At 66.1% G+C, this 19,353-nt stretch carries 21 protein-coding genes; 5 read left to right on the forward strand and 16 right to left on the reverse strand.

Annotated elements, in window-relative coordinates; translation table 11 throughout:
• Window positions 1-20: 20 nt before the first annotated feature.
• The 8 genes from PP1Y_RS08980 to PP1Y_RS09015 form a co-directional block, all read right to left on the reverse strand.
• Window positions 21-605 carry a lysozyme gene (locus PP1Y_RS08980; RefSeq protein ID WP_013831956.1) on the reverse strand — a complete coding sequence of 195 codons (585 nt, stop codon included), beginning with the start codon at window positions 603-605 and terminating at the stop codon, window positions 21-23.
• Window positions 606-749: 144 nt separating this feature from the next.
• On the reverse strand, window positions 750-1,316 hold the full coding sequence (locus PP1Y_RS08985) for a fasciclin domain-containing protein (protein ID WP_013831957.1): 567 nt from the start codon (window positions 1,314-1,316) through the stop codon (window positions 750-752).
• Window positions 1,317-1,333: 17 nt separating this feature from the next.
• On the reverse strand, window positions 1,334-2,485 hold the full coding sequence (locus tag PP1Y_RS08990) for a hypothetical protein (RefSeq protein ID WP_232512586.1): 1,152 nt from the start codon (window positions 2,483-2,485) through the stop codon (window positions 1,334-1,336).
• A 238-nt stretch (window positions 2,486-2,723) separates the two neighbouring features.
• Complete coding sequence (gene glnA, locus PP1Y_RS08995; protein ID WP_007013119.1) at window positions 2,724-4,133, reverse strand: type I glutamate--ammonia ligase; 1,410 nt, start codon at window positions 4,131-4,133, stop codon at window positions 2,724-2,726.
• A 139-nt stretch (window positions 4,134-4,272) separates the two neighbouring features.
• Complete coding sequence (locus PP1Y_RS09000) at window positions 4,273-4,611, reverse strand: P-II family nitrogen regulator (RefSeq protein ID WP_007013120.1); 339 nt, start codon at window positions 4,609-4,611, stop codon at window positions 4,273-4,275.
• Window positions 4,612-5,026: 415 nt separating this feature from the next.
• Entirely contained in the window at window positions 5,027-5,950 is a 924-nt protein-coding gene (gene argC, locus PP1Y_RS09005; RefSeq protein ID WP_013831959.1) for an N-acetyl-gamma-glutamyl-phosphate reductase, read from the reverse strand.
• Window positions 5,947-6,312, reverse strand: coding sequence for an SH3 domain-containing protein (locus PP1Y_RS09010; protein WP_007013122.1), 366 nt, complete (start codon window positions 6,310-6,312; stop codon window positions 5,947-5,949). The genes argC and PP1Y_RS09010 overlap by 4 nt, the downstream gene beginning before the upstream one ends.
• Window positions 6,313-6,376: 64 nt before the next feature.
• Complete coding sequence (locus tag PP1Y_RS09015) at window positions 6,377-7,762, reverse strand: M17 family metallopeptidase (RefSeq protein WP_013831961.1); 1,386 nt, start codon at window positions 7,760-7,762, stop codon at window positions 6,377-6,379.
• 66 nt (window positions 7,763-7,828) lie between these two features.
• On the opposite strand from PP1Y_RS09015, the gene PP1Y_RS09020 reads away from it, so the two are divergent.
• The 3 genes from PP1Y_RS09020 to PP1Y_RS09030 all read left to right on the forward strand — a co-directional run bounded on the left by PP1Y_RS09020 (window position 7,829) and on the right by PP1Y_RS09030 (window position 10,482).
• Window positions 7,829-8,677 carry a DUF4163 domain-containing protein gene (locus PP1Y_RS09020; protein WP_232512713.1) on the forward strand — a complete coding sequence of 283 codons (849 nt, stop codon included), beginning with the start codon at window positions 7,829-7,831 and terminating at the stop codon, window positions 8,675-8,677.
• A gap of 55 nt (window positions 8,678-8,732) precedes the next feature.
• Window positions 8,733-9,563, forward strand: a complete 831-nt coding sequence (map, locus tag PP1Y_RS09025; protein WP_007013125.1) for a type I methionyl aminopeptidase — start codon at window positions 8,733-8,735, stop codon at window positions 9,561-9,563.
• A gap of 70 nt (window positions 9,564-9,633) precedes the next feature.
• Window positions 9,634-10,482, forward strand: a complete 849-nt coding sequence (locus PP1Y_RS09030; RefSeq protein ID WP_013831963.1) for a glycosyl hydrolase — start codon at window positions 9,634-9,636, stop codon at window positions 10,480-10,482.
• Window positions 10,483-10,491: 9 nt separating this feature from the next.
• Here PP1Y_RS09030 and PP1Y_RS09035 read toward each other — a convergent pair whose 3' ends face one another.
• The 8 genes from PP1Y_RS09035 to PP1Y_RS09070 form a co-directional block, all read right to left on the reverse strand.
• Window positions 10,492-11,745: an adenosylmethionine--8-amino-7-oxononanoate transaminase gene (locus PP1Y_RS09035; protein WP_041558705.1), complete on the reverse strand. Its 1,254-nt coding sequence runs from the start codon at window positions 11,743-11,745 to the stop codon at window positions 10,492-10,494.
• A complete protein-coding gene (gene bioD, locus PP1Y_RS09040) occupies window positions 11,742-12,377 on the reverse strand; it encodes a dethiobiotin synthase (protein ID WP_041558706.1) in 636 nt (211 codons plus the stop codon). The genes PP1Y_RS09035 and bioD overlap by 4 nt, the downstream gene beginning before the upstream one ends.
• 7 nt (window positions 12,378-12,384) lie before the next feature.
• Window positions 12,385-13,140 carry a methyltransferase domain-containing protein gene (locus PP1Y_RS09045; RefSeq protein ID WP_041558707.1) on the reverse strand — a complete coding sequence of 252 codons (756 nt, stop codon included), beginning with the start codon at window positions 13,138-13,140 and terminating at the stop codon, window positions 12,385-12,387.
• A complete protein-coding gene (locus PP1Y_RS09050; RefSeq protein WP_041558708.1) occupies window positions 13,137-13,757 on the reverse strand; it encodes an alpha/beta fold hydrolase in 621 nt (206 codons plus the stop codon). Before PP1Y_RS09050 ends, PP1Y_RS09045 begins: the two co-directional genes overlap by 4 nt.
• On the reverse strand, window positions 13,754-14,917 hold the full coding sequence (locus tag PP1Y_RS09055; protein ID WP_013831965.1) for an 8-amino-7-oxononanoate synthase: 1,164 nt from the start codon (window positions 14,915-14,917) through the stop codon (window positions 13,754-13,756). The genes PP1Y_RS09050 and PP1Y_RS09055 overlap by 4 nt, the downstream gene beginning before the upstream one ends.
• A 264-nt stretch (window positions 14,918-15,181) precedes the next feature.
• Window positions 15,182-15,385, reverse strand: a complete 204-nt coding sequence (locus PP1Y_RS09060; RefSeq protein ID WP_007013133.1) for a hypothetical protein — start codon at window positions 15,383-15,385, stop codon at window positions 15,182-15,184.
• Window positions 15,385-15,588, reverse strand: coding sequence for a DUF4169 family protein (locus PP1Y_RS09065; RefSeq protein ID WP_041558709.1), 204 nt, complete (start codon window positions 15,586-15,588; stop codon window positions 15,385-15,387). The genes PP1Y_RS09060 and PP1Y_RS09065 overlap by 1 nt, the downstream gene beginning before the upstream one ends.
• Before the next feature lie 12 nt (window positions 15,589-15,600).
• The gene (locus PP1Y_RS09070; RefSeq protein WP_041559215.1) at window positions 15,601-17,070 is read right to left on the reverse strand and encodes an ATP-binding protein; all 1,470 of its coding nucleotides are present in this window, start codon (window positions 17,068-17,070) and stop codon (window positions 15,601-15,603) included.
• 198 nt (window positions 17,071-17,268) lie between these two features.
• Here PP1Y_RS09070 and adh point away from each other — a divergent pair, with 198 nt between their 5' ends.
• Together adh and PP1Y_RS09080 are read left to right on the forward strand one after the other, a co-directional pair.
• Window positions 17,269-18,789, forward strand: coding sequence for an aldehyde dehydrogenase (gene adh / locus PP1Y_RS09075; protein WP_013831967.1), 1,521 nt, complete (start codon window positions 17,269-17,271; stop codon window positions 18,787-18,789).
• A gap of 124 nt (window positions 18,790-18,913) precedes the next feature.
• On the forward strand, window positions 18,914-19,333 hold the full coding sequence (locus PP1Y_RS09080; RefSeq protein WP_013831968.1) for a DUF779 domain-containing protein: 420 nt from the start codon (window positions 18,914-18,916) through the stop codon (window positions 19,331-19,333).
• Window positions 19,334-19,353 lie beyond the last annotated feature (20 nt).

A 19,353-nucleotide genomic window follows, 5' to 3' on the forward strand; every position in this document is an offset into this window, starting at 1 on the left:
CCGGCGCGACGCGCATTCGGTCAGGCGCGGTAGAGCGCTGCTTCTTCCGCGCGTCGATTCTTGAGGCCGGATAGCGGCTTGCCGTCGTTGTAGATCCACTTCGCGAATTCCAGAGCCGCCTCGGCAAAGCGCCTCTCGCGGTGCAGGCGGGTGAGCGTGGCCTTGCGGATGGCGCCCGTGTTGTAGTGGAACGAGACGAGGGCATCGAACTGCCGCTGCGTCGTCGCCACATCGCCTACCGCATCGCGGACCTCGTTGACGTAGCGCGCGATGTCCCTGTCGAAGCGGGCGTCGCATTGCGCCTGCGTCCAGATCAGACCCTTGCCTATGTCCGCTCCGGTTGAACCCCAACCGATCGTCCAGGGCTCACCCGTGGCACTGCCGGGATCGGGATAGGCTTCGAAGCGGCCGTCCGACCGGCGCCTGGCACAGCCTTCCCACTTGCGGATCAGGGCGCGACCTGCCTCGCCGAGGGCAAGATCGGCAGGGACGGGGCTGTCGTTGTCGGCGCGGTCGATGGCTGCGTCGAGCAACGCAATGTCGGATGGCCGGAAGCCGCGGCCGAGCAATTGGCGCACGGCATCGAAAATCGGTTTGCGATTCATCTGGAAGGGACCTCCCCGGTTCGGTGCGGAAAGGCGATCCAAGTAAACCGCAAGCGGGTCTGTAGGAAAATGGTTTTTGGAACCCCGGCAGGCAAAGGCCCGCCGCAGCGAAGTGAAGCGGGCCTTCGTGACAGGTGCAGAGGATCAGATCTTCTTGAGGATCCCGGTCAGCGGTATGGCGATGCTGGAGCCGCCGGCGAGCGCTTCGCCGTCGAACGTCGCTTCCGATCCGTCCGGCGCGGAGACCGAGATCGAATCGCCCTTGCGGGTGAAGATCAGCTCTTCCCCGCTCACCGTGGGCATCGAGACTTCGCCATCCTTGCTGGCGTCGATCGCCGCGGAAATGTCCTGCGGGGTCAGGTAGCCGGGGATCAGGTGATCCTTGAGCAAGGCCGCAAGCGCTGCATGGTCTTCGCTGCCCGTCAGCTCCTTGGCCGAATCGCCCAGGGCCGCAAAGGCGGCATCCTCGGGCGCAAGCAGCGTATAGCTGCCCTTTCCTTCAAAAATGCCGCTGATGCCGGTTTCCTTGATGGCTTCCGCCACAGTCTGCAGGCCATCCGCATCGTCGAGCAGGGCAGGCAGCGATTCGGTTTCGGGCGTGGCAAGCTCGGCGGCTCCGGTGCCGGTGTCCTCCGGCGTTCCGCCCGAGCAGGCGGCGGTGGCAAGGCTGGCGCCGCCAAGCAGCGCAATGGCGAGGTGTTTGATCCGCATCCTGGTTTCCCTCCCGATCAGACAAGCAGTTCGATGGCGGCCTGCACAAGCCGCGTAGTGGGATCGATCTGATAGACGTAGCCGTCGCTATAGCGATACATTGCCTCCGGTCCGTCGTAGTACTGGTCGCGATAGTCGTAAGGCACGTTGTAGACATCGTAGCCCATCGGCATCGGCTGGCCGATCCGGATGTCGTTGCCGGTCAGCAGCGCCGCAACCGAGCGGATCGAGGACGTATCCGGATCGACGCGGTAGATCGTGTCGTCGTAGTAGCGATAGCCGCTGTCGGGGCCGAGATCGTAGTAGCTGTCGTAGTATGACGGCAGCGTCACCGGCTGATAGGCGGAGGGCCAGGTCTGGCCGATACCCAGCGCGCCGCCCAGCAGCGGAATGTAGCTCAGGATGCTGTCGCCAGCGCCCAGGCGCAGCATGTAGCCGTCGGCATAGCGGTAGCGATAGGACCGGTCGTAGTCGCTGAAGTACCAGGCCGGATCGACCCAGCTGACGTCGCGCGGTCTGGCGAGGCCGGGAGGGGTGCAACCGTTGTATTTCTTGGCGAGGCCCGGCGGGCAACCGTCGTAGGCATGGCGACGCTCGAGCGAGGCCCAGTCGAAAATGCGGCGATCGGTGATCACGTGGACCCGGTCGTTGGTGGGAACGATGAATTTCTTGCCGCCATGACCCTTGTAGCTGACGCGTTTGACGTCCTTGCGCTGTGGCGGACGCGGGCCGGCAGCAACGGCCTTGGCGCCCTTGTTGCCGGGATGGTCGTCGTCGGCCTTCCTGTCGACTTTGCGCTCGGCCATGTGCTGGGCCCCGTTCCCGGCCTGCTGGTGCTTTTCCGCCTTGGCCGGGGCGTCGCGGACCGGCGAGCGCATGGTCGGATGCGAAGCCTGCATTGCCGCTCTGTCCTGCTTTGCCTGGATATGGGCATTACCGCCAGATTGCGGCTTGTCGGGCTTGTTGTCGGGCCTTGATGCGGGCGGGCCCTTGTGGTCATTCTGCGGCCCCTTGGCATTGCCCTGCACGGTTTCCCTGCCGCCGCCCTGGGCCTTGCCGTGGCCGCTACCGTGATCGCTGCCATGGTCGTTGCCGCCGGGCGCGGCGGAAGCGGCCCCGGCGATCAGGGCCAGGCTTGCCACGCTGCCGATGAAGATCCTTTGCATCATTTGCATCTCCTTGGGTTGGCAGTTGCAACGCGGATCGGCGACAGTTCGTTCCTTGGGGACTCTTCGCCGCCTCGGGCGAGCGACGGGGTGGACCGGCTGCGATTAATCGGCGCTGACTGCGGTGTGCATTTGTCACCACAAGGGGGGAGCAGGAGCGCGCAAACGGAAAAGGGCGCCTGGATTGCTCCAGGCGCCCCACTCGGCGAACCGATTGTCCCTTCCGGAGAAGGGAGCGAAATCAGGCGCTGTAGTACATGTCGAACTCGACGGCCGACGGCGTGGTTTCCCAGCGCAGAACTTCCGGCCACTTCAGTTCGAGGTAAGCTTCGATCTGGTCGGCAGTGAACACGCCGCCCTCGATGAGGAACTCGTGGTCAGCGGCCAGGGCCTCGAGAGCTTCACGCAGCGAACCGCAGACGGTCGGCACTTCGGCGAGTTCGGCCGGCGGCAGATCGTAGAGGTTCTTGTCCATGGCGTCGCCCGGATGGATCTTGTTCTTGATGCCATCGAGGCCGGCCATGAGCAGCGCGGCGTAGCACAGGTAGGGGTTGGCCATCGCGTCGGGGAAACGGAATTCCACGCGCTTCGCCTTGTCGCCCGCACCGTAGGGGATGCGGCACGAGGCCGAGCGGTTGCGCGCCGAGTAGGCGAGCAGGACCGGGGCTTCGTAGCCCGGCACCAGGCGCTTGTAGCTGTTGGTGGTCGGGTTGGTGAAGGCGTTGAGGGCCTTGGCGTGCTTGATGACGCCGCCGATGAAGTACAGGCAGGTATCCGACAGGCCGGCATAGCCGTTGCCGGCGAAGGTGTTCTTGCCTTCGTTCCAGACCGAGATGTGCGTGTGCATGCCCGATCCGTTGTCCTTCATGATCGGCTTGGGCATGAACGTGGCGGTCTTGCCATAGGCCTGGGCGACCATGTGCACGACGTACTTGTAGATCTGCATGCGGTCGGCGGTGGTGACCAGCGTGCCGAAGGTCAGGCCGAGTTCGTGCTGCGCGGCGGCCACTTCGTGGTGGTGCTTGTCGCAGGGCAGGCCCATTTCGATCATGGTCGAGACCATCTCGGCGCGGATGTCGACAGCCGAGTCGACCGGAGCGACCGGGAAGTAGCCACCCTTGGCGCGCGGACGGTGGGCAAGGTTGCCGGTGTCGTACGACTTGTCCGAGTTGCCGGGCAGTTCGATGTCGTCGAGCTTGAAGCCGTTGCCGTCGTAGCCGTCATAGAACTTCACGTCGTCGAACATGAAGAATTCGGCTTCGGGGCCGACGTAGACGGTGTCGCCGAAACCGGCAGCCTTGACGAAGGCTTCGGCGCGCTTGGCGGTCGAGCGCGGGTCACGTCCGTAGAGGTCGCCGGTCGAAGGCTCGACGATGTCGCAGAACAGGATCAGCATCGGGGTGGCCGAGAACGGATCGACATAGACGGCGTCGAGGTCGGGCTTGAGGATCATGTCCGACTCGTTGATGGCCTTCCAGCCCTCGATCGACGAACCGTCGAACATGAGGCCGTCTTCCAGTTCGTCCTCACCAAGAACCGAGGACACCATCGTCAGGTGCTGCCACTTGCCCTTGGGGTCGGTGAAGCGGAGGTCAACCCACTCGATTTCCTCGTCCTTGATTTGCTTGAGGACGTCCTTTGCACTTGCCATTTGCGTTGTTCTCCAGTCTTGCCCTGCCGCCGCGCGGCAGGGGATCAGGGGTTATTGGCACTCCAGGAATTTTACCGGCCCCCCGTGCCGGATTGTTCCCCAGTCCGGCTCAAGCCGGAATTTTGAGATGGCCCTCGGATCAGAGGGCGTCGTCGTCCCGCTCGCCGGTACGGATGCGCACAGCAGTCTCGACCGGGATGACGAAGATCTTGCCGTCGCCGATGCGCCCGGTCTGTGCGGCTTCGGCAATCGCCTCGACCACGCGGTCCGCCAGGGCGTCGGCAACAACGACCTCGAGTTTCACCTTGGGCAGAAAGTCCACGACATACTCGGCACCACGATAAAGCTCGGTATGCCCCTTCTGACGCCCGAAGCCCTTTGCTTCGGTGACGGTGATGCCCGAAACGCCCACTTCGTGAAGCGCTTCCTTCACTTCATCGAGCTTGAACGGCTTGATGATGGCTTCGATCTTTTTCACGCCTGTCTAGACCCCTGCACTTGATCCCGGATTTCCGAAGAGGTTTTCCGGTCCGGGAACCAGATGCCTCGCGCGCGACTCCCATCAAGAATCGTGCCAATACGGTTGCCCACTAGGTAGGGCATGTGTGCAGTCGCGAAAAGACCGGAATCGCTCGATTTACCCTATCGAATAGGGTGTTTCGGCAATGTTCGACAGGCGCAGTGCACAACATCTGTTCAATATTCAGGCAAGCCCTGCCTCAAAATTGTGCAGTGCGCCCAAGAAGGCGTCGACACGAGGCGCGGTGGGTTGGATTCGGAAACCGGGTAAGGCAACGGGCAGCCGGTAGGGCTTGCCGGTCGTTCCCACCCCGGGAGCACTGTTTGGCGGGGCAATCGGCGCTGCAACGGCACCGGTGCGCAAGGCCGGCTCGTCAGAGACGCAGTCCTGCTGTTTCCGGCAGGCCGGCCATGATGTTGAGGTTCTGGACCGCGGCGCCGCTGGCGCCCTTGCCCAGATTGTCGAGCATGGCGACGAGGCGGGCCTGGCTGCCGTCGGCAGAGCCGAAGACGCGCAGGGTCAGCGTGTCGACCGGCTGCATCGAGGCGCGCAGCAGCAGTTCACCCGGTTCGTCGTCGACGACCGAGACGATCGGGCTGCCTGTATAAGTCTCGCTTAACTTTCCGCGCAGGGCCTCGGGCGAGCCGGCGTTCTTCATGGCGCCGAGGTGCAGCGGCACTTCGACGACCATGCCGCGATGCGCAGCGATGACGGCGGGCGCGAAGATCGGCGGGATCGAAAGGCCAGCATGAACTGTCATTTCGGGCACGTGCTTGTGGCCCATGGTCAGGCCATAGGCGCGAAATGCGATGTCGCGGTCTTCCTCGAATCGGCCGATCAGCGCCTTGCCGCCGCCCGAGTAACCGGAAACGGCGTGGCACACATAGGGCCAGTCGACCGGCAGCAGTCCCGCGGCCACGAGCGGCGCGACGAGGGCGAGGAAGCCGGTGGGATAGCAGCCCGGATTGCTGACGCGCATGGCCGATGCAATCGCATCGCGGCCGACCAGCTCGGGGAAGCCGTAAGTCCAGCCATCGGCGGTGCGGTAGGCGGTCGATGCGTCGATCACCCGGGTCCGGTCGTTGCGGATCATTCCCACGGCTTCGCGGGCGGCGTCGTCGGGCAGGCACAGCACGACGAAATCCGCGTCGTTCAGCGCTTCGGCGCGCGCCGAGGCGTCCTTGCGGCGTTCGTCGTCGAGAACGATGAGGTCGAACTCGCTGCGGCTGCCGAGCCGCTCTGCAATTTCAAGCCCGGTGGTGCCGGCGGCGCCGTCGATGAAGACCGTCGCGCTCACTGCCCGATCACCTCAATCCCGGAAAGCGCGACGTAGCCGACCTGGCCTTCCTCGCCGAGCTGGCCCCAGGCCCAGTTGCCGGCGATATCCAGCACGTTGAAGGTTTCGCCCGCGGGCAGTTCGCGGATCGCGTCCGCGTCCTCGCGCCCGGCGCTGCGCAGGACGGCGCCCGGAAGCACCTTGTGCGGCATCGGCACCGAGTAGTGCGGCACGAAGTAGAGACCGGCGAGCTTGATGTGCGCCAGGTCTCCGCGAACCGGAAGACAGCCGGGATCCGCGGTCACGCTCGGCCCGGTCATGGCAAGAATGCCGTCGATCCGGGGGGGACGGGTATGGGAATCCTGGATGGCCAACGCGGTCATGTCTCCAAAGTCAAAGATGGGCGCGCTTAGCTGGGGCATGGCCAAGAAGCAAGGTTTCGGCGAGTCATTTGCCGTAGCGCTGTCTTAGCATATTCCAGCTCGCCCGCAGACCCAAAGCGTCTCCCCCTTTCGGACGACCCGGCTTGGCCGAGGGGCGCCAGGCGAAAGTGTCCAAGTGGGCCCAGTCGACGCCCTTGGGCACGAAACGGTCGAGGAACAGCGCCGCGGTGCAGGCGCCGGCAAAGCCGCCGGTGCCTGCATTGTTGATGTCGGCCACGTCGGACTTGAGCATTTCGCGGTAGCCTTCGTGCAGCGGCAGGCGCCAGCACGGATCGTCGCTGGCAAGGCCGCCGTCGAGCAGGGCCTGCGCGGTTGCATCCTCGCGCGCAAAGAGTGCGGGCAGGTCGGGGCCGAGCGCGACCCGCGCCGCGCCGGTGAGAGTTGCGAAGTCGATGATCAGCTCCGGCTCCTTCTCGCCGGCCCGGGCAAGGGCATCGCCGAGGATCAGGCGGCCTTCGGCATCGGTATTGCCGATCTCCACCGAGATGCCTGCGCGGCTGCGCAGGACGTCGCCCGGGCGGAAGGAGTTGGCTGAAACCGCGTTTTCGACGGCGGGGACCAGCAGGTGCAGGCGCACCGGCAGCTTCGCGTCCATGATCAGCCGCGCCAGTGCCAGGGCATGTGCCGCGCCGCCCATGTCCTTCTTCATCAGCAGCATGCCCGAGGACGGCTTGATGTCGAGCCCGCCCGAATCGAAGCAGACGCCCTTGCCGACGATGGCGATCCTCGGATGCCTGGGATCGCCCCATTCCAGCTCGATCATGCGCGGGGCGTGGCTGCGCCCGGCGGCGCGGCCCACGGCATGGACCATCGGGAACTCGCGCTCGAGCATGTCGGTGCGGGTCACGTGGATCTCGGCGCGATAGGCCTTGGCAAGGCTCTCGGCCTCTGCCTCGAGCTGGCCGGGGCCCATGTCCTCGGCCGGGGTATTGACGAGGTCGCGGACCAGTTCGACGGCCTCGGCCTCGGCGGTGATCGCGTCGATCTTGCCCGCCTCGGCGGTCAGCAGTACGCGGGGGCCTTCTTCGGAAGGATCGGAGCGATAACGGTCGAAGCTGTACTGCCCGGTGATCCAGCCGAACATGGCGCGCCCCGGTTCGGCGCCATGGCAGCGATAGGTGCCGGCGGGCAGGGCATCGGCGAGCTTGGCCAGGCACCAGCTCGACAGTTCCCCGGTCCGGGCAACGCCTGCCACCACGATCCAGCCGTCGCCATCGGGGACGATCGCGTGTTCGCCTGCATCGGCGGAGAACTTGTGCGCTTCGAGCGCAGCGCGCTGGGCAGCGGTGCGTTCCTTGAGGAAGGCGTCCAGTCCGTCCTTGTCGACGAGGTGGATCGCCACGGCCTTCTGGCCCCGGTCCGGCTGAATCAATGGGTTCTTGTCGCTCATATAGAGTTTCTCTAGCGTTGGCTCAGGCCTGAGTGCGAGAGGAAAATTATGCGAATTGGCGGATTGGTGTTGGCAAGCGTTCTCCTGGCAGGCGGCTGTTCGGGCAAGCAGGCCGATGCCCCCGAGGATCAGCCTTCGCTTTCAGCCTCGAGCGAGGCCAGTGCCGGTCCTGCGGGAGCGGGCATGGCCTCGCAAGGGGCGGCCAGCGACGGGGCTTCGCAGGTTGCGCAAGCTGCCGCGCCCATGGGCCGCAAGGAAGAAGCCTCGAACGATCTTTACGAATTCGCCTACGAGTACCCGGACCAGGCCGGCGCAATCCCCGGGCTGCGCGCAAGGCTCGATGCCAAGCTGGACGAAACCCGCAAGGCGCTCATCTCCGAATCGCGCGATGACCGGCGCGAGGCGAAGAAGAACGACTTTCCCTATCACGCGCATAGCAGCCAGACCTCGTGGAAGGTGGTGACCGACTTGCCGGGCTGGCTGTCGCTGTCCTCCGAGTTCTACGTCTTTTCCGGCGGTGCCCATGGCATGAGCGGTTTCGATTCGCTGCTGTGGGACAAGCAGGCTGACGCGGCCCGCAAGCCCGAGGCCCTGTTCACCAGCGAATCGGCGCTGCGCTCGGCAATCCGCAGGCCTTTCTGCAATGCGCTCGACAAGGAGCGTGAGAAGCGGCGTGGGGTGCCGGTACGCCGCGGCAGCGACGACATGTTCAGCGATTGTATCGATCCGCTCGAAAGTACGGTCATTCTCGGCTCGTCGAACGGCAAGACTTTCGATCGCCTCGGAATCCTCGTCGGTCCCTACGCGGCCGGGCCCTATGCCGAAGGCACATACGAGATCACCCTGCCGGTCACTCCGGCCGTGCTCGACACGGTGAAGCCCGCCTACAAGGACAGCTTCTCGAGCGGCGGCTGATCTTCGCGCTTGCGAGCATCTCGCATTTGGCGAGCAAGATCGCTATGTGGGGGCCATGAGCGAATACCAGATTGTCGAACCCGGAAGTGAAACCGTCCTGCGCGACGGCACCATCAAGCTGCACGGACCCGAGGCTTTCGAGGGCATGCGCAAGGCCGGACGCCTTGCCGCAGCGATCCTCGATGAAGTGGCCTCGATGGTGGAGCCGGGCGTCACCACGGCTGAAATCGACGACAAGGTTCGCGAACTGACGCTCGATGGCGGCGCCGTTCCGGCAACGCTGGGCTATCGCGGCTATGCGCATTCGTGCTGCATCTCGATCAACCATGTCGTGTGCCACGGCATTCCTTCTGAAAAGACGCTGAAGGAAGGCGATATCCTCAACATCGACGTGACCCCGCTGCTCGACGGCTGGCATGGCGATTCCAGCCGCATGTATTTCGCGGGCGAGCCCTCGCTGAAGGCGCGCAAGCTGGTGGAGGTGACTTACGAGTGCCTGATGATCGGCATCGAGCAGGCCAAGCCGGGCAACCGCGTGGGTGACATCGGCGCGGCCATCCAGGCCCATGCCGAAGCGCATCGCTACGGCGTCGTGCGCGAATTCTGCGGCCATGGCCTCGGCCGCCTGTTCCACGATGCGCCCGAAGTGGTCCACGCCGGTCGCGCCGGCACGGGGCCGATGCTGAAGCCGGGCATGTTCATGACCATCGAGCCGATGATCAACCTCGGCAAGCCGCCGGTGAAGCTTCTCAACGACGGCTGGACCGCGGTCACGCGTGACAAGTCGCTTTCGGCCCAGTTCGAACACTCGATCGGCATTACCGAGGACGGCTGCGAGATCTTCACGCTCAGCCCGGCAGGCCAGCACAAGCCGCCTTACGCCTGATCGCAGCGATGGCGGGGACGCAAGGCCCCGCCGCAACCGCGCACCTCCCCCGCGCGTTGAAGCCCTTGCCATGGCCCGCGCCGCTATCCCCGCAATTCGCCTGTTGCCCTTACTCGCGGTGGCCCTCAGCCTGTCTGTTCCGGGCGCGGCCCATGCGGGGCGATGCCCGGTCGACCATGCCGGGAAACTCGGGATCGGCGCTTGGCCCCTCGAGGGCGATAGCACACTGGAAGCAGATCTGGAGCGGCTCCACGGGGGGTGGTTCCATACCTGGCAGGCCCGGACGGATCTTCGCGATCCCGGCTTCGTGCCGATGATGCGGTCTGGCAGCGATCTGCCGCAAGTCTTCGCCGCGCCTTCGCCGGTCCTGCTGACTTTCAATGAACCGGACGAAGCGAAGCAGGCGAACATGAGCGTCGAACTGGCGCTGGCCTACTGGCCGACGCTGATGGCGACCGGAAAACGCCTCGGTTCACCGGCGACGCGTACGGGCAACGAAGTGGGCCCAAGCACTTGGCTTGGGCGCTTCATGGCAGGGGCAGCGGAGCGCGGCTACCGCGTCGATTTCATCGCCGTCCATTATTACACGCAGTCGCCGGACATCGACGCTTTCCGCGGCTACCTCGAGCGGGTCCACGAGGCTTACGGCCGTCCCGTCTGGGTCACCGAATGGGCGCTGGCGGACTGGTCGCGGCCAGACCGCTTTTCCTTTGCCGAGCAGGCAGCGTTCTTCCGCCGCGCCTCGGCGATGCTCGATGACTTGCCCTATGTCGAGCGGCACGCATGGTTCGGTCTCTACGAAGGGCTCGACGGCTGGAAGCTGCATTCCGGGCTGGTCGCAGGGGGCAGGCTTACCGAAGTGGGCAAGGCCTTCGTCGATCTTGCCACATGTGACCAGGCGCCGGTCGAGCCGGAATAGCCCTGCCGCTCAGAAGCTGATCACGGCTTCGCCGATGGCATTCCACACATCGGCCAGCTGATCCTCGCCGATGCAGTAGGGCGGCATGACATAGACCGTGTTGCCCAGGGGACGCAGCAGGATGCCGCGCTCGCGGAAGAAGGCCATGAGGTCGGGCGCCAAAGTGTCGAGATAGCCGCCTTCTCCCGACGTCTTGAGGTCGAGCGCAGCAATCGTTCCGCATTGGCGGGCATTGTCGAAGTGGCAGAAACTGCCGAGCTTATCGAGCCACTGCGCCTGTCGCTTGGCGAGAGCGGCGATACGCTCGCGCACCGGCTCCTCGCGCCAGATCTCGAGGTTCGCGCGGGCTGCCGCGCAGGCGAGCGGGTTGGCGGTGTAGCTGGACGAGTGGAAGAACATCTTCGCGCGGTCGGTCGACCAGTGCGCCTCGAAGATCGCCTCGTTCGCCATCGTGACCGCAAGCGGCACCGCGCCGCCGGTCAGTCCCTTGGAGAGGCACAGGATGTCGGGCGAAACGCCGGCCTGCTCGCACGCGAGCAGGGTGCCGGTGCGGCCCCAGCCGGTCATCACTTCGTCGGCAATGAACAGGACGTCGTGCTGCGTGCAGATCTCCTGCATCCGCGCCAGCGTTTCCGGCGCGTAGAACAGCATCCCGCCTGCGCCGAGCACCAGCGGCTCGACGATGAATGCCGCCGCATCGCCCTTGCGGCAGATCGCCTCCAGCGCATCGAGCGCGGCCTGTTCCGCCCCCGCGGCGGGGAAGGGCACGGTTGCGACGTCGAACAGCAGCGGCTCATAGGCCTGGTTGAACACGCCGCGCGCACCGACCGACATCGCGCCGATCGTATCGCCGTGGTAGCTGTGCTCCATCACGACGATGCGGTGCCGCGCCTCGCCGCGCGCATGCCAGTAGCCCAGCGCCATCTTCAGCGCGACTTCGACGGCGGTCGATCCCGAATCGGAGAAGAACACCCGAGTCAGGTTCTGCGGCATGATTTCGCGCAGGCCCGCGGCGACGGCTTCTGCGGGTTCGTGGGTCCAGCCCGCGAAGATCATCTGGTCGAGCTTGCCAGCCTGTTCGGCGATGGCGGCCATGATCTTCGGATTGCAGTGCCCGTGCGTCGTTACCCACCACGAGGAGATCGCATCGATGTAGGATTTGCCGTCCGCGGTGTGGAGCACGGCGCCCTCGGCGCGTTCGACCAGCGGGATCGGTTCGCGCAGGCCGTGCTGCGTGAAGGGGTGCCAGACAGATGACGTCACCGGGTGAAATCCTCCAGTCGAAAATGTTCGGCAAAGGCCGTGCGCAGGGTTTCGGGCGTCAGCGGATCGAGCCGCGGCAGGCGGCCCAGACGGCGGACCTTGCCCATCTCGCAGATCGTCGCCTCGCTGTCTTCCACTGCATCGCCGACGAAGGCGACGCCGAGAATGTCGATGCCGCGCGCGCGCAGCGCCTCGATCGACAGCAGCGAATGGTTGATCGTGCCCAGCACGGTGCGCGCGACGAGGACGACCGGGCATCGCCAGTGCGCGAACTGGTCGGCGTAAGTCATCTGGCGGGTCAGGGGCACCAGAGCGCCGCCGGCTCCTTCGATCACCAGCGGGCCGTCCACTTGCGGAAGGGCGAGCCGATCCGGGTCGATGACGACCCCGTCGATCTCGGCAGCGAGGTGGGGTGAGCAGGGTGTCGAGAGCCGATAGGCGTCGGGCAGCACACGCTCGGGCGCGATCCCGGCGAGACGGGCCACACGGTCGCGGTCGCCGCCGTCGGCCTCCAGTCCGGCCTGCACGGGCTTCCAGTAGCAAGCGCCGAGCGCGCCGGTCAGGGCGGCGGCAAAGACGGTCTTGCCGATTTCGGTGTCGGTGCCGGTGACGATGATGGGGGTGTTTGGCATCGCGGGCTCACCTAGCGCGATGAAGGTGGCAGGTCACGACCTCGTACGTGACAGCGCTTCCGGAAGCCTCGAAACGCGCCATGACCCTGCGCAGGGCGGCGGGCGGCAGCGGGCGATGGCGGGGCGAAGACGTGCCGGCGCCGATGGCCTTGAGCGAGCGCAGGAACGCGCGGGCATCGGCATGGCATTCCACGTGCGCCTCGACGTCGAGCGCGGCCGGGGCGAGTCGGGCGAAGTCTTCGATGGGCTGGAATTCCGGGGTTCCGGCGACCAGCCCCTCGGCCGCGTGGGCTTCGCGCCATTCGGCGAAACTGCCGGGGCCGAGAGTGGTCACGAGGCAGTGACCGCCCGGCGCGAGCCAGTCGGCCATGCGGGCCAGCGCGGCCGGGGCGTCGGTGAACCACTGCAGGGCCAGGCTGGAGCAGATGAGATCGAAAGGGCCGCCTTCCGGGGTGCCGAATTCCCCGTCCATCGCAGCGAATCGGCGCGAGGGCGCATCGCCGAGGCTGGCGCGGCAACGCTCGACCATTTCGGGTGCGATGTCGGTAATCGTCCAGTCTCCGCCGACATCGGCCGCGAGCAGCGCACGCGTCAGGAAGCCGGTGCCGCAGCCGATTTCCAGCACGCGCGGGCTTTGCGGCAGCGCAAGTGCGGCAATGCGCGCGGCAAGGGCTTCGGCGACGCTGCGCTGGACGCGGGCATGGTCCTCGTAGTCCGGCGCCTTGGCGAAGGCCCGGATGATGCGTTCGCGTTGCCCGCTCATGCGAGGGACCCAGCCATGTCGCGGACCGCCTGCGCGCAAAACGCCGGGTCTTCGAGGGGGAGCAGATGGCCGCCGCCTTCGTGGCTCAGGTGCCGTGCCGCGATACCGGCAAAGCAGCCTTGGCGCATGGCTTGCGGAAGCAGCGGATCCCTGGCGCCCTGCACGACCAGAACGGGAACTTCCGGCAGGGGGGGATGCGCATCGCGCAGGCTCAGCAGGTCATCGCGCAGGGGAGCGGGATCGATCCGCGCGAAAGCCGCGTCGCATCCGACGCGCCGGCGGAAGTCTTCAAGGACCGTTCGCGGATCGCGGCCGAACTGGCGCAGCATCAGCTCGACGACGCGGGTCGGCACGCCCGGACAGTCGGGCGTGGCAGTGAAGCGCTCGAACCCGTTGATGGCGACGAGACCGGCCAGTCCCGGCGGCGGATCGGCGAGGAGCCGCATGGTGCCGAAGGAATGGGTTACCGCCAGGCAGGGACCTTCGACTGCCGGGGCCAGCGCGTCGCCGAAATAGCCACGGTCGTCGCGCAGCTGCTCCCATTCGGGCAGGAGCGGGGCCAGCGTGTCCCAGAAGTGCCGGTCGAATCCCCAGCCGTGACAGAACAGCAGCTTCAACGGTGCGCCTCTATGGCTGTCAGCAGGGCATCGACGTCGGCCTCGCTCTGGCTGGCGCGCAGGGCGATGCGCAGGCGGCTGGTGCCGGGCGGAACCGTGGGCGGGCGGATCGCGGAGGCAAGCAAGCCTGCCGTTTCCAGCCGGGCTGAAAGCGCCATGGCATCGGCTTCTGCGCCAATCACGGCAGGCACGATCTGGGTGCTCGAGGCGCCATGGTCGAGGCCGAGCCGCGACAGGCCCGCGCGCAGGCGGTCGCCCAGCGCCGCGAGGTGGGCGCGCTCGGCGTCCATGCCGGGCACGAGGTCGAGCGCGGCGTCGATAGCGCCCAGCACCGCAGGGGGCGGCGCGGTCGTGAAGATGAAGCCGCTGGCGGTGTTGACGAGGTAGTCGATCAGCGCCTGCGAGCCCGCGACATAGGCCCCGAATCCGCCGAGCGCCTTGCTGAAGGTGCCCATGATCAGGTCGACCCGGCCCGGAATTTCGGCCGAAAGACCCGCGCCGCCGGGGCCGAGGACGCCGGTGGCATGGGCCTCGTCGATGAAGAGCACGGCATCGTGCGCTTCGGCGATGGCGGCAAGGCGTGCCATGTCGGCGCGGTCGCCGTCCATGCTGAACACGCTTTCGGTCAGGATCACCCGGGCCGGGGCATCGCGTCCCTTGTCGGCAAGCAACGTCTCGAGGTGGTCGAGGTCGTTGTGCCTGAAGCGGTGCTGGCGCACGCCGGCCATGGCGATGCCTGCGTGCATGCTGGCGTGGATCAACCGGTCGGTGAAAATGGCGGCGCCCGGTACGGCTGCGAGCAGGGCGGGGATGACCGCGGCATTGGCCTGCCAGCCGCTGGCAAAGATCAATGCGGCTTGGGTCCCCTTGAACTGCGCGATGCGCGCTTCGAGCGCGAGATGCGCATCGCTCGTGCCCGTGACCAGCCGCGATGCGCCGGAGCCGGTGCCTAATCGTGCGGTCCATTCGCGCGAACGCTCGATCAGCAGGGGATGACGGGCAAGTCCGAGATAGTCGTTGCTGGAAAAGTCGACGAGTTCGCGGCCCTCGCGGATCACGCGGCCGCCGCCGGCAAGGGCAGCCGCGCGCAAGGTGCGGCGCTGTCCGGCGCTCTCGATCCGCGCCAGCGCGGACTTGAGAAGGGAATCGAGCCTGCTCATCGCAGGTGCCGGTATGGCAAGCGGAGCCTTTGTACAATGGCGCTAGGGAAATCGGCGCCAGGGGCACGGTCTTTCAACGATAGGGCGTGTTGGATTTTTTAAGAGTTTACGGGCTATACAATCGATAGCATAGTTGCTTCCCTGACGCCCGAAGTCGGACGCGGGCGTTGATTGGCCCGGTGCCGGATCGCTTCTCTTCCATTCTCTCTCCGCGATCCTGCACCGGGCATTTTTCCCCTGGCCGCACAGGTGCAATGCGAGGGATCAGCTTTCGAACAGGTCGAGGTAGGCCACCACGTCGTTGTCGGTGGCGATGAACAGCCCGTCCTGCACGTCTTCGGGTTGCTGCGCCGCGATTCGCATGGCTTCGGACAGGGGGCCGTAGAACAGGGTATGTGCCGCGCCGCCTTCGGGACCGGCATCGAGGTGATAGAGGCGCACTGTCGCGCTCTCGTAAGTCGTGCGCATCAGTCCGGGCCCCCGTTGCTGTCGGAGTCCTTTTCGCGTCGTGCACCGTCGACCGTACGGGCAAGCCGCTCCGCTTCGGCCTCGGTTGCCTTGCGCTCTGCCGCGGTGCGTCCGTGCCGGGCGCGATTGCTGTCCGCCTGCGCCTTGTCGGCGGCGCGGGCCTTGGCCTTGCGGGCCAGGCGAAGGTTGATGATTTCGGCCATGTCCGGCCTGTCTTACGCCTCGACGGGGGTTGTCGTCACGCCCAGATCGGGCAGGCCGACCGATCGCTTGCCCGAAAAGTCGGTGCGCACGACGATCAGGCCGTCCTTTTCCAGATAATCGAGCAGGCGCTGGACCCGGCGCGGGCTGCTGGTGCCGTAGATGCGCGCCAGTTCCATGTCGTCCGGGCACGGTTTTCCGTCCATAGCTGCGCGGGCGATGACGTAGAACGTCGCCAGCGCGTCGTCGGGCACGTGCTTGGCTAGGTTGAGCAGGTCGAGCCAGCGTTCGTCCTCCGGATCCTCGATCCCCGCAAGGGCGGCGGCAAATCCGCGGCGGAACATCGTGGCGTCGAGGCCGCGGATCGAAATGCCCTTCATCCGGCAGCGGATCGTGAAATCCTGGAACAGCGTGGTCGAGGACTGGAACGTGCAGTCCTCCTCCTGCGCCATGGCGTTGAGGATCTCGACCATCGCCGCGCGGTTTTCTTCCGGCTCGGGCTCGGGCCGTTCGGGGCGCGGGGCGGGATCGGCGACGCTGTCGGACGTCGCGATGCTGGCCGACAGCTCCTCGACATCGAGGCGCGGTCGCGGCGCCGGGCGCGGGAATTCGGGGCGCTCGGGCTCGACGTGCAGGTCGGCGTGGAGCAGTTCGCGCATGTCCTCGGTGCTGGCGGTCGGCAGCGGGGCGAGGCCGGGCGTCACCGACTTCGCGCCGGTCCGGACCGAACCGATGTTCACCGCGACCGGGCGGCGCGCGATGGCCGGGCCGAGACCGAGGAACTGGCCGCGCGCAAGATCGCGGATCTGTTCGGCCTGGCGGCGTTCCATGCCCAGCAGGTCGGCCGCGCGCACCATGTCGATGTCGAGGAAGGTGCGGCCCATCAGGAAGTTGGATGCTTCGGCCGCGACGTTCTTGGCCAGCTTGGCAAGGCGCTGGGTGGCGATCACCCCGGCGAGGCCGCGCTTGCGCCCGCGGCACATCAGGTTGGTCATCGCGCCCAGCGATATGCGGCGGGCTTCCTCGGAAACTTCGCCGGCGGCGGCAGGCGCGAACATCTGCGCCTCGTCGACCACAACCAGCGCCGGGTACCACTGTTCGCGCGGGGCATCGAACATGGCATTGAGGAACTGCGCGGCGCACTTCATCTGCTGGTCGATTTCCAGCTCGTCGAGCGCAAGGACAACCGAGGCGCGGTGCTGGCGGATGCGCGCGCCGAGCCGGACGATCTCGGCCTCGCCATAGGCCGCTCCGTCGATCACGACATGGCCGAATTCCTCGGCGAGGCTGACGAAATCGCCTTCGGGGTCGATCACTACCTGCTGGACGATGGAGGCACTCTCTTCGAGCAGGCGGCGCAGCAGGTGCGACTTGCCGGACCCGGAATTGCCCTGCACCAGCAGGCGGGTCGCGAGAAGCTCCTTGATGTCTATCCTGATCGCCTCCCCGCTGGGGGTCTGGCCGATGACGATTTCTGCACTCACCGGTCCTGCATTAAGCAGGCGGACCAGGGGAATCAAAGGTGCGAGGCGCTTTTATCCATAGCTTGGGGCCACCCAGCGGCCTGCGGCGCGGTTCGCCGCCGGCGGGGCTCTATCGGTCCAAGGTACAATTGGCGGGCCATCCCGACAGGCGCACAATGCCCATCGAAACTTCATGCCAGAACATGAATGGAGATTGGGATGCTGGAACAGGCCATGAGCAAATTCACCGGCGATTCGCTGATCCGCGAACGCTTCGACAACTTCATCGGCGGCAAGTGGGTGGCCCCGGTCCGGGGCGAGTATTTCGACAATATCTCGCCCGTCACCGGCCAGGTCGTCTGCCAGGTCGCGCGCGGCACGGCGGAGGACATCGAACTTGCGCTCGATGCTGCCCATGCCGCCCGCGAGGCATGGGGCCGCGCCTCGACCATCGAGCGTTCCAACACCCTGCTGAAGATTGCCGACCGAATGGAAGCCAATCTCGACAAGCTCGCGCTTGTCGAGACGATCGACAACGGCAAGCCGATCCGCGAGACGACGGCTGCCGACATCCCGCTTGCGATCGATCACTTCCGTTACTTCGCCGCCTGCGTTCGCGCGCAGGAAGGTTCGCTGGCAGAGATCGATCACGACACCGTGGCCTATCACTTCCACGAACCGCTCGGCGTGGTTGGCCAGATCATCCCGTGGAACTTCCCGATCCTGATGGCGGCCTGGAAGCTCGCCCCGGCTCTCGCCGCGGGTAACTGCGTGGTGCTCAAGCCTGCCGAGCAGACGCCGATGGCGATCATGGTGCTGGCCGAGATGATCGCCGACATCCTGCCTGCCGGGGTGCTCAACATCGTCAACGGCTTCGGCATCGAGGCCGGCAAGCCGCTTGCCACCAACAAGCGCATCGCCAAGATCGCCTTCACCGGCGAGACGACGACCGGCCGCCTGATCATGCAGTATGCGTCGGAAAACCTGATCCCGTGCACGCTGGAACTGGGTGGCAAGAGCCCCAACATCTTCTTCGCCGACGTGATGGCCGAGGACGACGACTTTCTCGACAAGGCGCTCGAAGGCTTCGCCATGTTCGCGCTCAACCAGGGCGAGGTCTGCACCTGCCCGAGCCGGGCGCTCGTCCACGAATCGATCTACGACCGCTTCATGGAAAAGGCGATTGCCCGGGTCGAGGCGATCAAGCTGGGCAGCCCGCTCGATCCTTCGACGATGATCGGCGCGCAGGCATCGAACGACCAGCTCGAGAAGATCCTGTCCTACATCGACATCGGCAAGGGCGAGGGCGCCAGGGTCCTCACCGGCGGCGAACGCTTCGTGCAGGAAGGCGAGCTGGCCCAGGGATACTACATGCGCCCGACCGTCTTCGAAGGGCACAACAAGATGCGCATCTTCCAGGAGGAGATCTTCGGTCCGGTTCTTTCCGTGACGAAGTTTTCCAGCGATGAAGAGGCGCTCGAGATCGCCAACGACACGCTCTACGGTCTGGGCGCCGGCGTCTGGAGCCGCGACGGCACCCGTGCCTACCGCTTCGGTCGCGGTATCCAGGCGGGCCGCGTGTGGACCAACTGCTACCATGCCTACCCGGCCCATGCGGCCTTCGGCGGCTACAAGCAGTCGGGCATCGGGCGCGAAACCCACAAGATGATGCTCGACCATTACCAGCAGACCAAGAACCTGCTGGTCAGCTACAGTCCGAAGGCACTCGGTTTCTTCTGATGTCCTCGGTTCGGGCCTTTGCAGGCTTACCGGTGTCGGTCCCTTCTCTCCACCAGCCCATGACCGGCACCGGAACCCTTGCGCCGACGGGTGGCCCCCGGGCCACGCGTCGCCCTTTCGCGCCATGAGCCTTGCCGTGCCCGCCCGCATCCTTGCCACGCCCGAGGCCGAGGCGTGGATCGAGCGCTTGCGGGCGAAGCACGGCGATCTCATGTTTCACCAGTCCGGCGGTTGCTGCGACGGATCTGCGCCGATGTGCTTTTGCGCGGGCGAGTTTCGCGTCGGCGGTCAGGATGTACTGCTGGGCACACTAACGGGCGATACGCAGGTCTGGATTGGCGCGGCGCAATTCGAATACTGGCGCCACACCCAGGTCACCATAGACGTCGTGCCGGGCCGCGGATCGGGCATGAGCCTCGAGGCTCCCGAGGGCGTGCGTTTCATCATCCGGTCGCGCGTGTTCAGCGATGCCGAGGCCGAGGCGCTGGCGGCGGCCGGAGAGCCTCGACGCGGGGATGCGCCCCCGGGAAACGAGAGCCGATAGGACCGAAAGAATTGGCCCGA

The sequence above is a fragment of the Novosphingobium sp. PP1Y genome, assembly GCF_000253255.1.
Taxonomy (GTDB): domain Bacteria; phylum Pseudomonadota; class Alphaproteobacteria; order Sphingomonadales; family Sphingomonadaceae; genus Novosphingobium.

What these genes read in the sequence shown, in the direction of transcription:
- bioD (WP_041558706.1), bottom strand. Translation starts at nt 12,377, where the DNA reads ATGCCAAACACCCCCATCATCGTCACCGGCACCGACACCGAAATCGGC.
- PP1Y_RS09080 (WP_013831968.1), top strand. Translation starts at nt 18,914, where the DNA reads ATGAGCCTTGCCGTGCCCGCCCGCATCCTTGCCACGCCCGAGGCCGAG.
- PP1Y_RS09060 (WP_007013133.1), bottom strand. Translation starts at nt 15,385, where the DNA reads ATGCGCACGACTTACGAGAGCGCGACAGTGCGCCTCTATCACCTCGAT.
- PP1Y_RS09065 (WP_041558709.1), bottom strand. Translation starts at nt 15,588, where the DNA reads ATGGCCGAAATCATCAACCTTCGCCTGGCCCGCAAGGCCAAGGCCCGC.
- PP1Y_RS08980 (WP_013831956.1), bottom strand. Translation starts at nt 605, where the DNA reads ATGAATCGCAAACCGATTTTCGATGCCGTGCGCCAATTGCTCGGCCGC.
- PP1Y_RS09045 (WP_041558707.1), bottom strand. Translation starts at nt 13,140, where the DNA reads ATGAGCGGGCAACGCGAACGCATCATCCGGGCCTTCGCCAAGGCGCCG.
- PP1Y_RS09030 (WP_013831963.1), top strand. Translation starts at nt 9,634, where the DNA reads ATGGCCCGCGCCGCTATCCCCGCAATTCGCCTGTTGCCCTTACTCGCG.
- PP1Y_RS08985 (WP_013831957.1), bottom strand. Translation starts at nt 1,316, where the DNA reads ATGCGGATCAAACACCTCGCCATTGCGCTGCTTGGCGGCGCCAGCCTT.
- PP1Y_RS09010 (WP_007013122.1), bottom strand. Translation starts at nt 6,312, where the DNA reads ATGACCGCGTTGGCCATCCAGGATTCCCATACCCGTCCCCCCCGGATC.
- PP1Y_RS09055 (WP_013831965.1), bottom strand. Translation starts at nt 14,917, where the DNA reads ATGAGCAGGCTCGATTCCCTTCTCAAGTCCGCGCTGGCGCGGATCGAG.
- map (WP_007013125.1), top strand. Translation starts at nt 8,733, where the DNA reads ATGAGCGAATACCAGATTGTCGAACCCGGAAGTGAAACCGTCCTGCGC.
- adh (WP_013831967.1), top strand. Translation starts at nt 17,269, where the DNA reads ATGCTGGAACAGGCCATGAGCAAATTCACCGGCGATTCGCTGATCCGC.
- glnA (WP_007013119.1), bottom strand. Translation starts at nt 4,133, where the DNA reads ATGGCAAGTGCAAAGGACGTCCTCAAGCAAATCAAGGACGAGGAAATC.
- PP1Y_RS08990 (WP_232512586.1), bottom strand. Translation starts at nt 2,485, where the DNA reads ATGATGCAAAGGATCTTCATCGGCAGCGTGGCAAGCCTGGCCCTGATC.
- PP1Y_RS09015 (WP_013831961.1), bottom strand. Translation starts at nt 7,762, where the DNA reads ATGAGCGACAAGAACCCATTGATTCAGCCGGACCGGGGCCAGAAGGCC.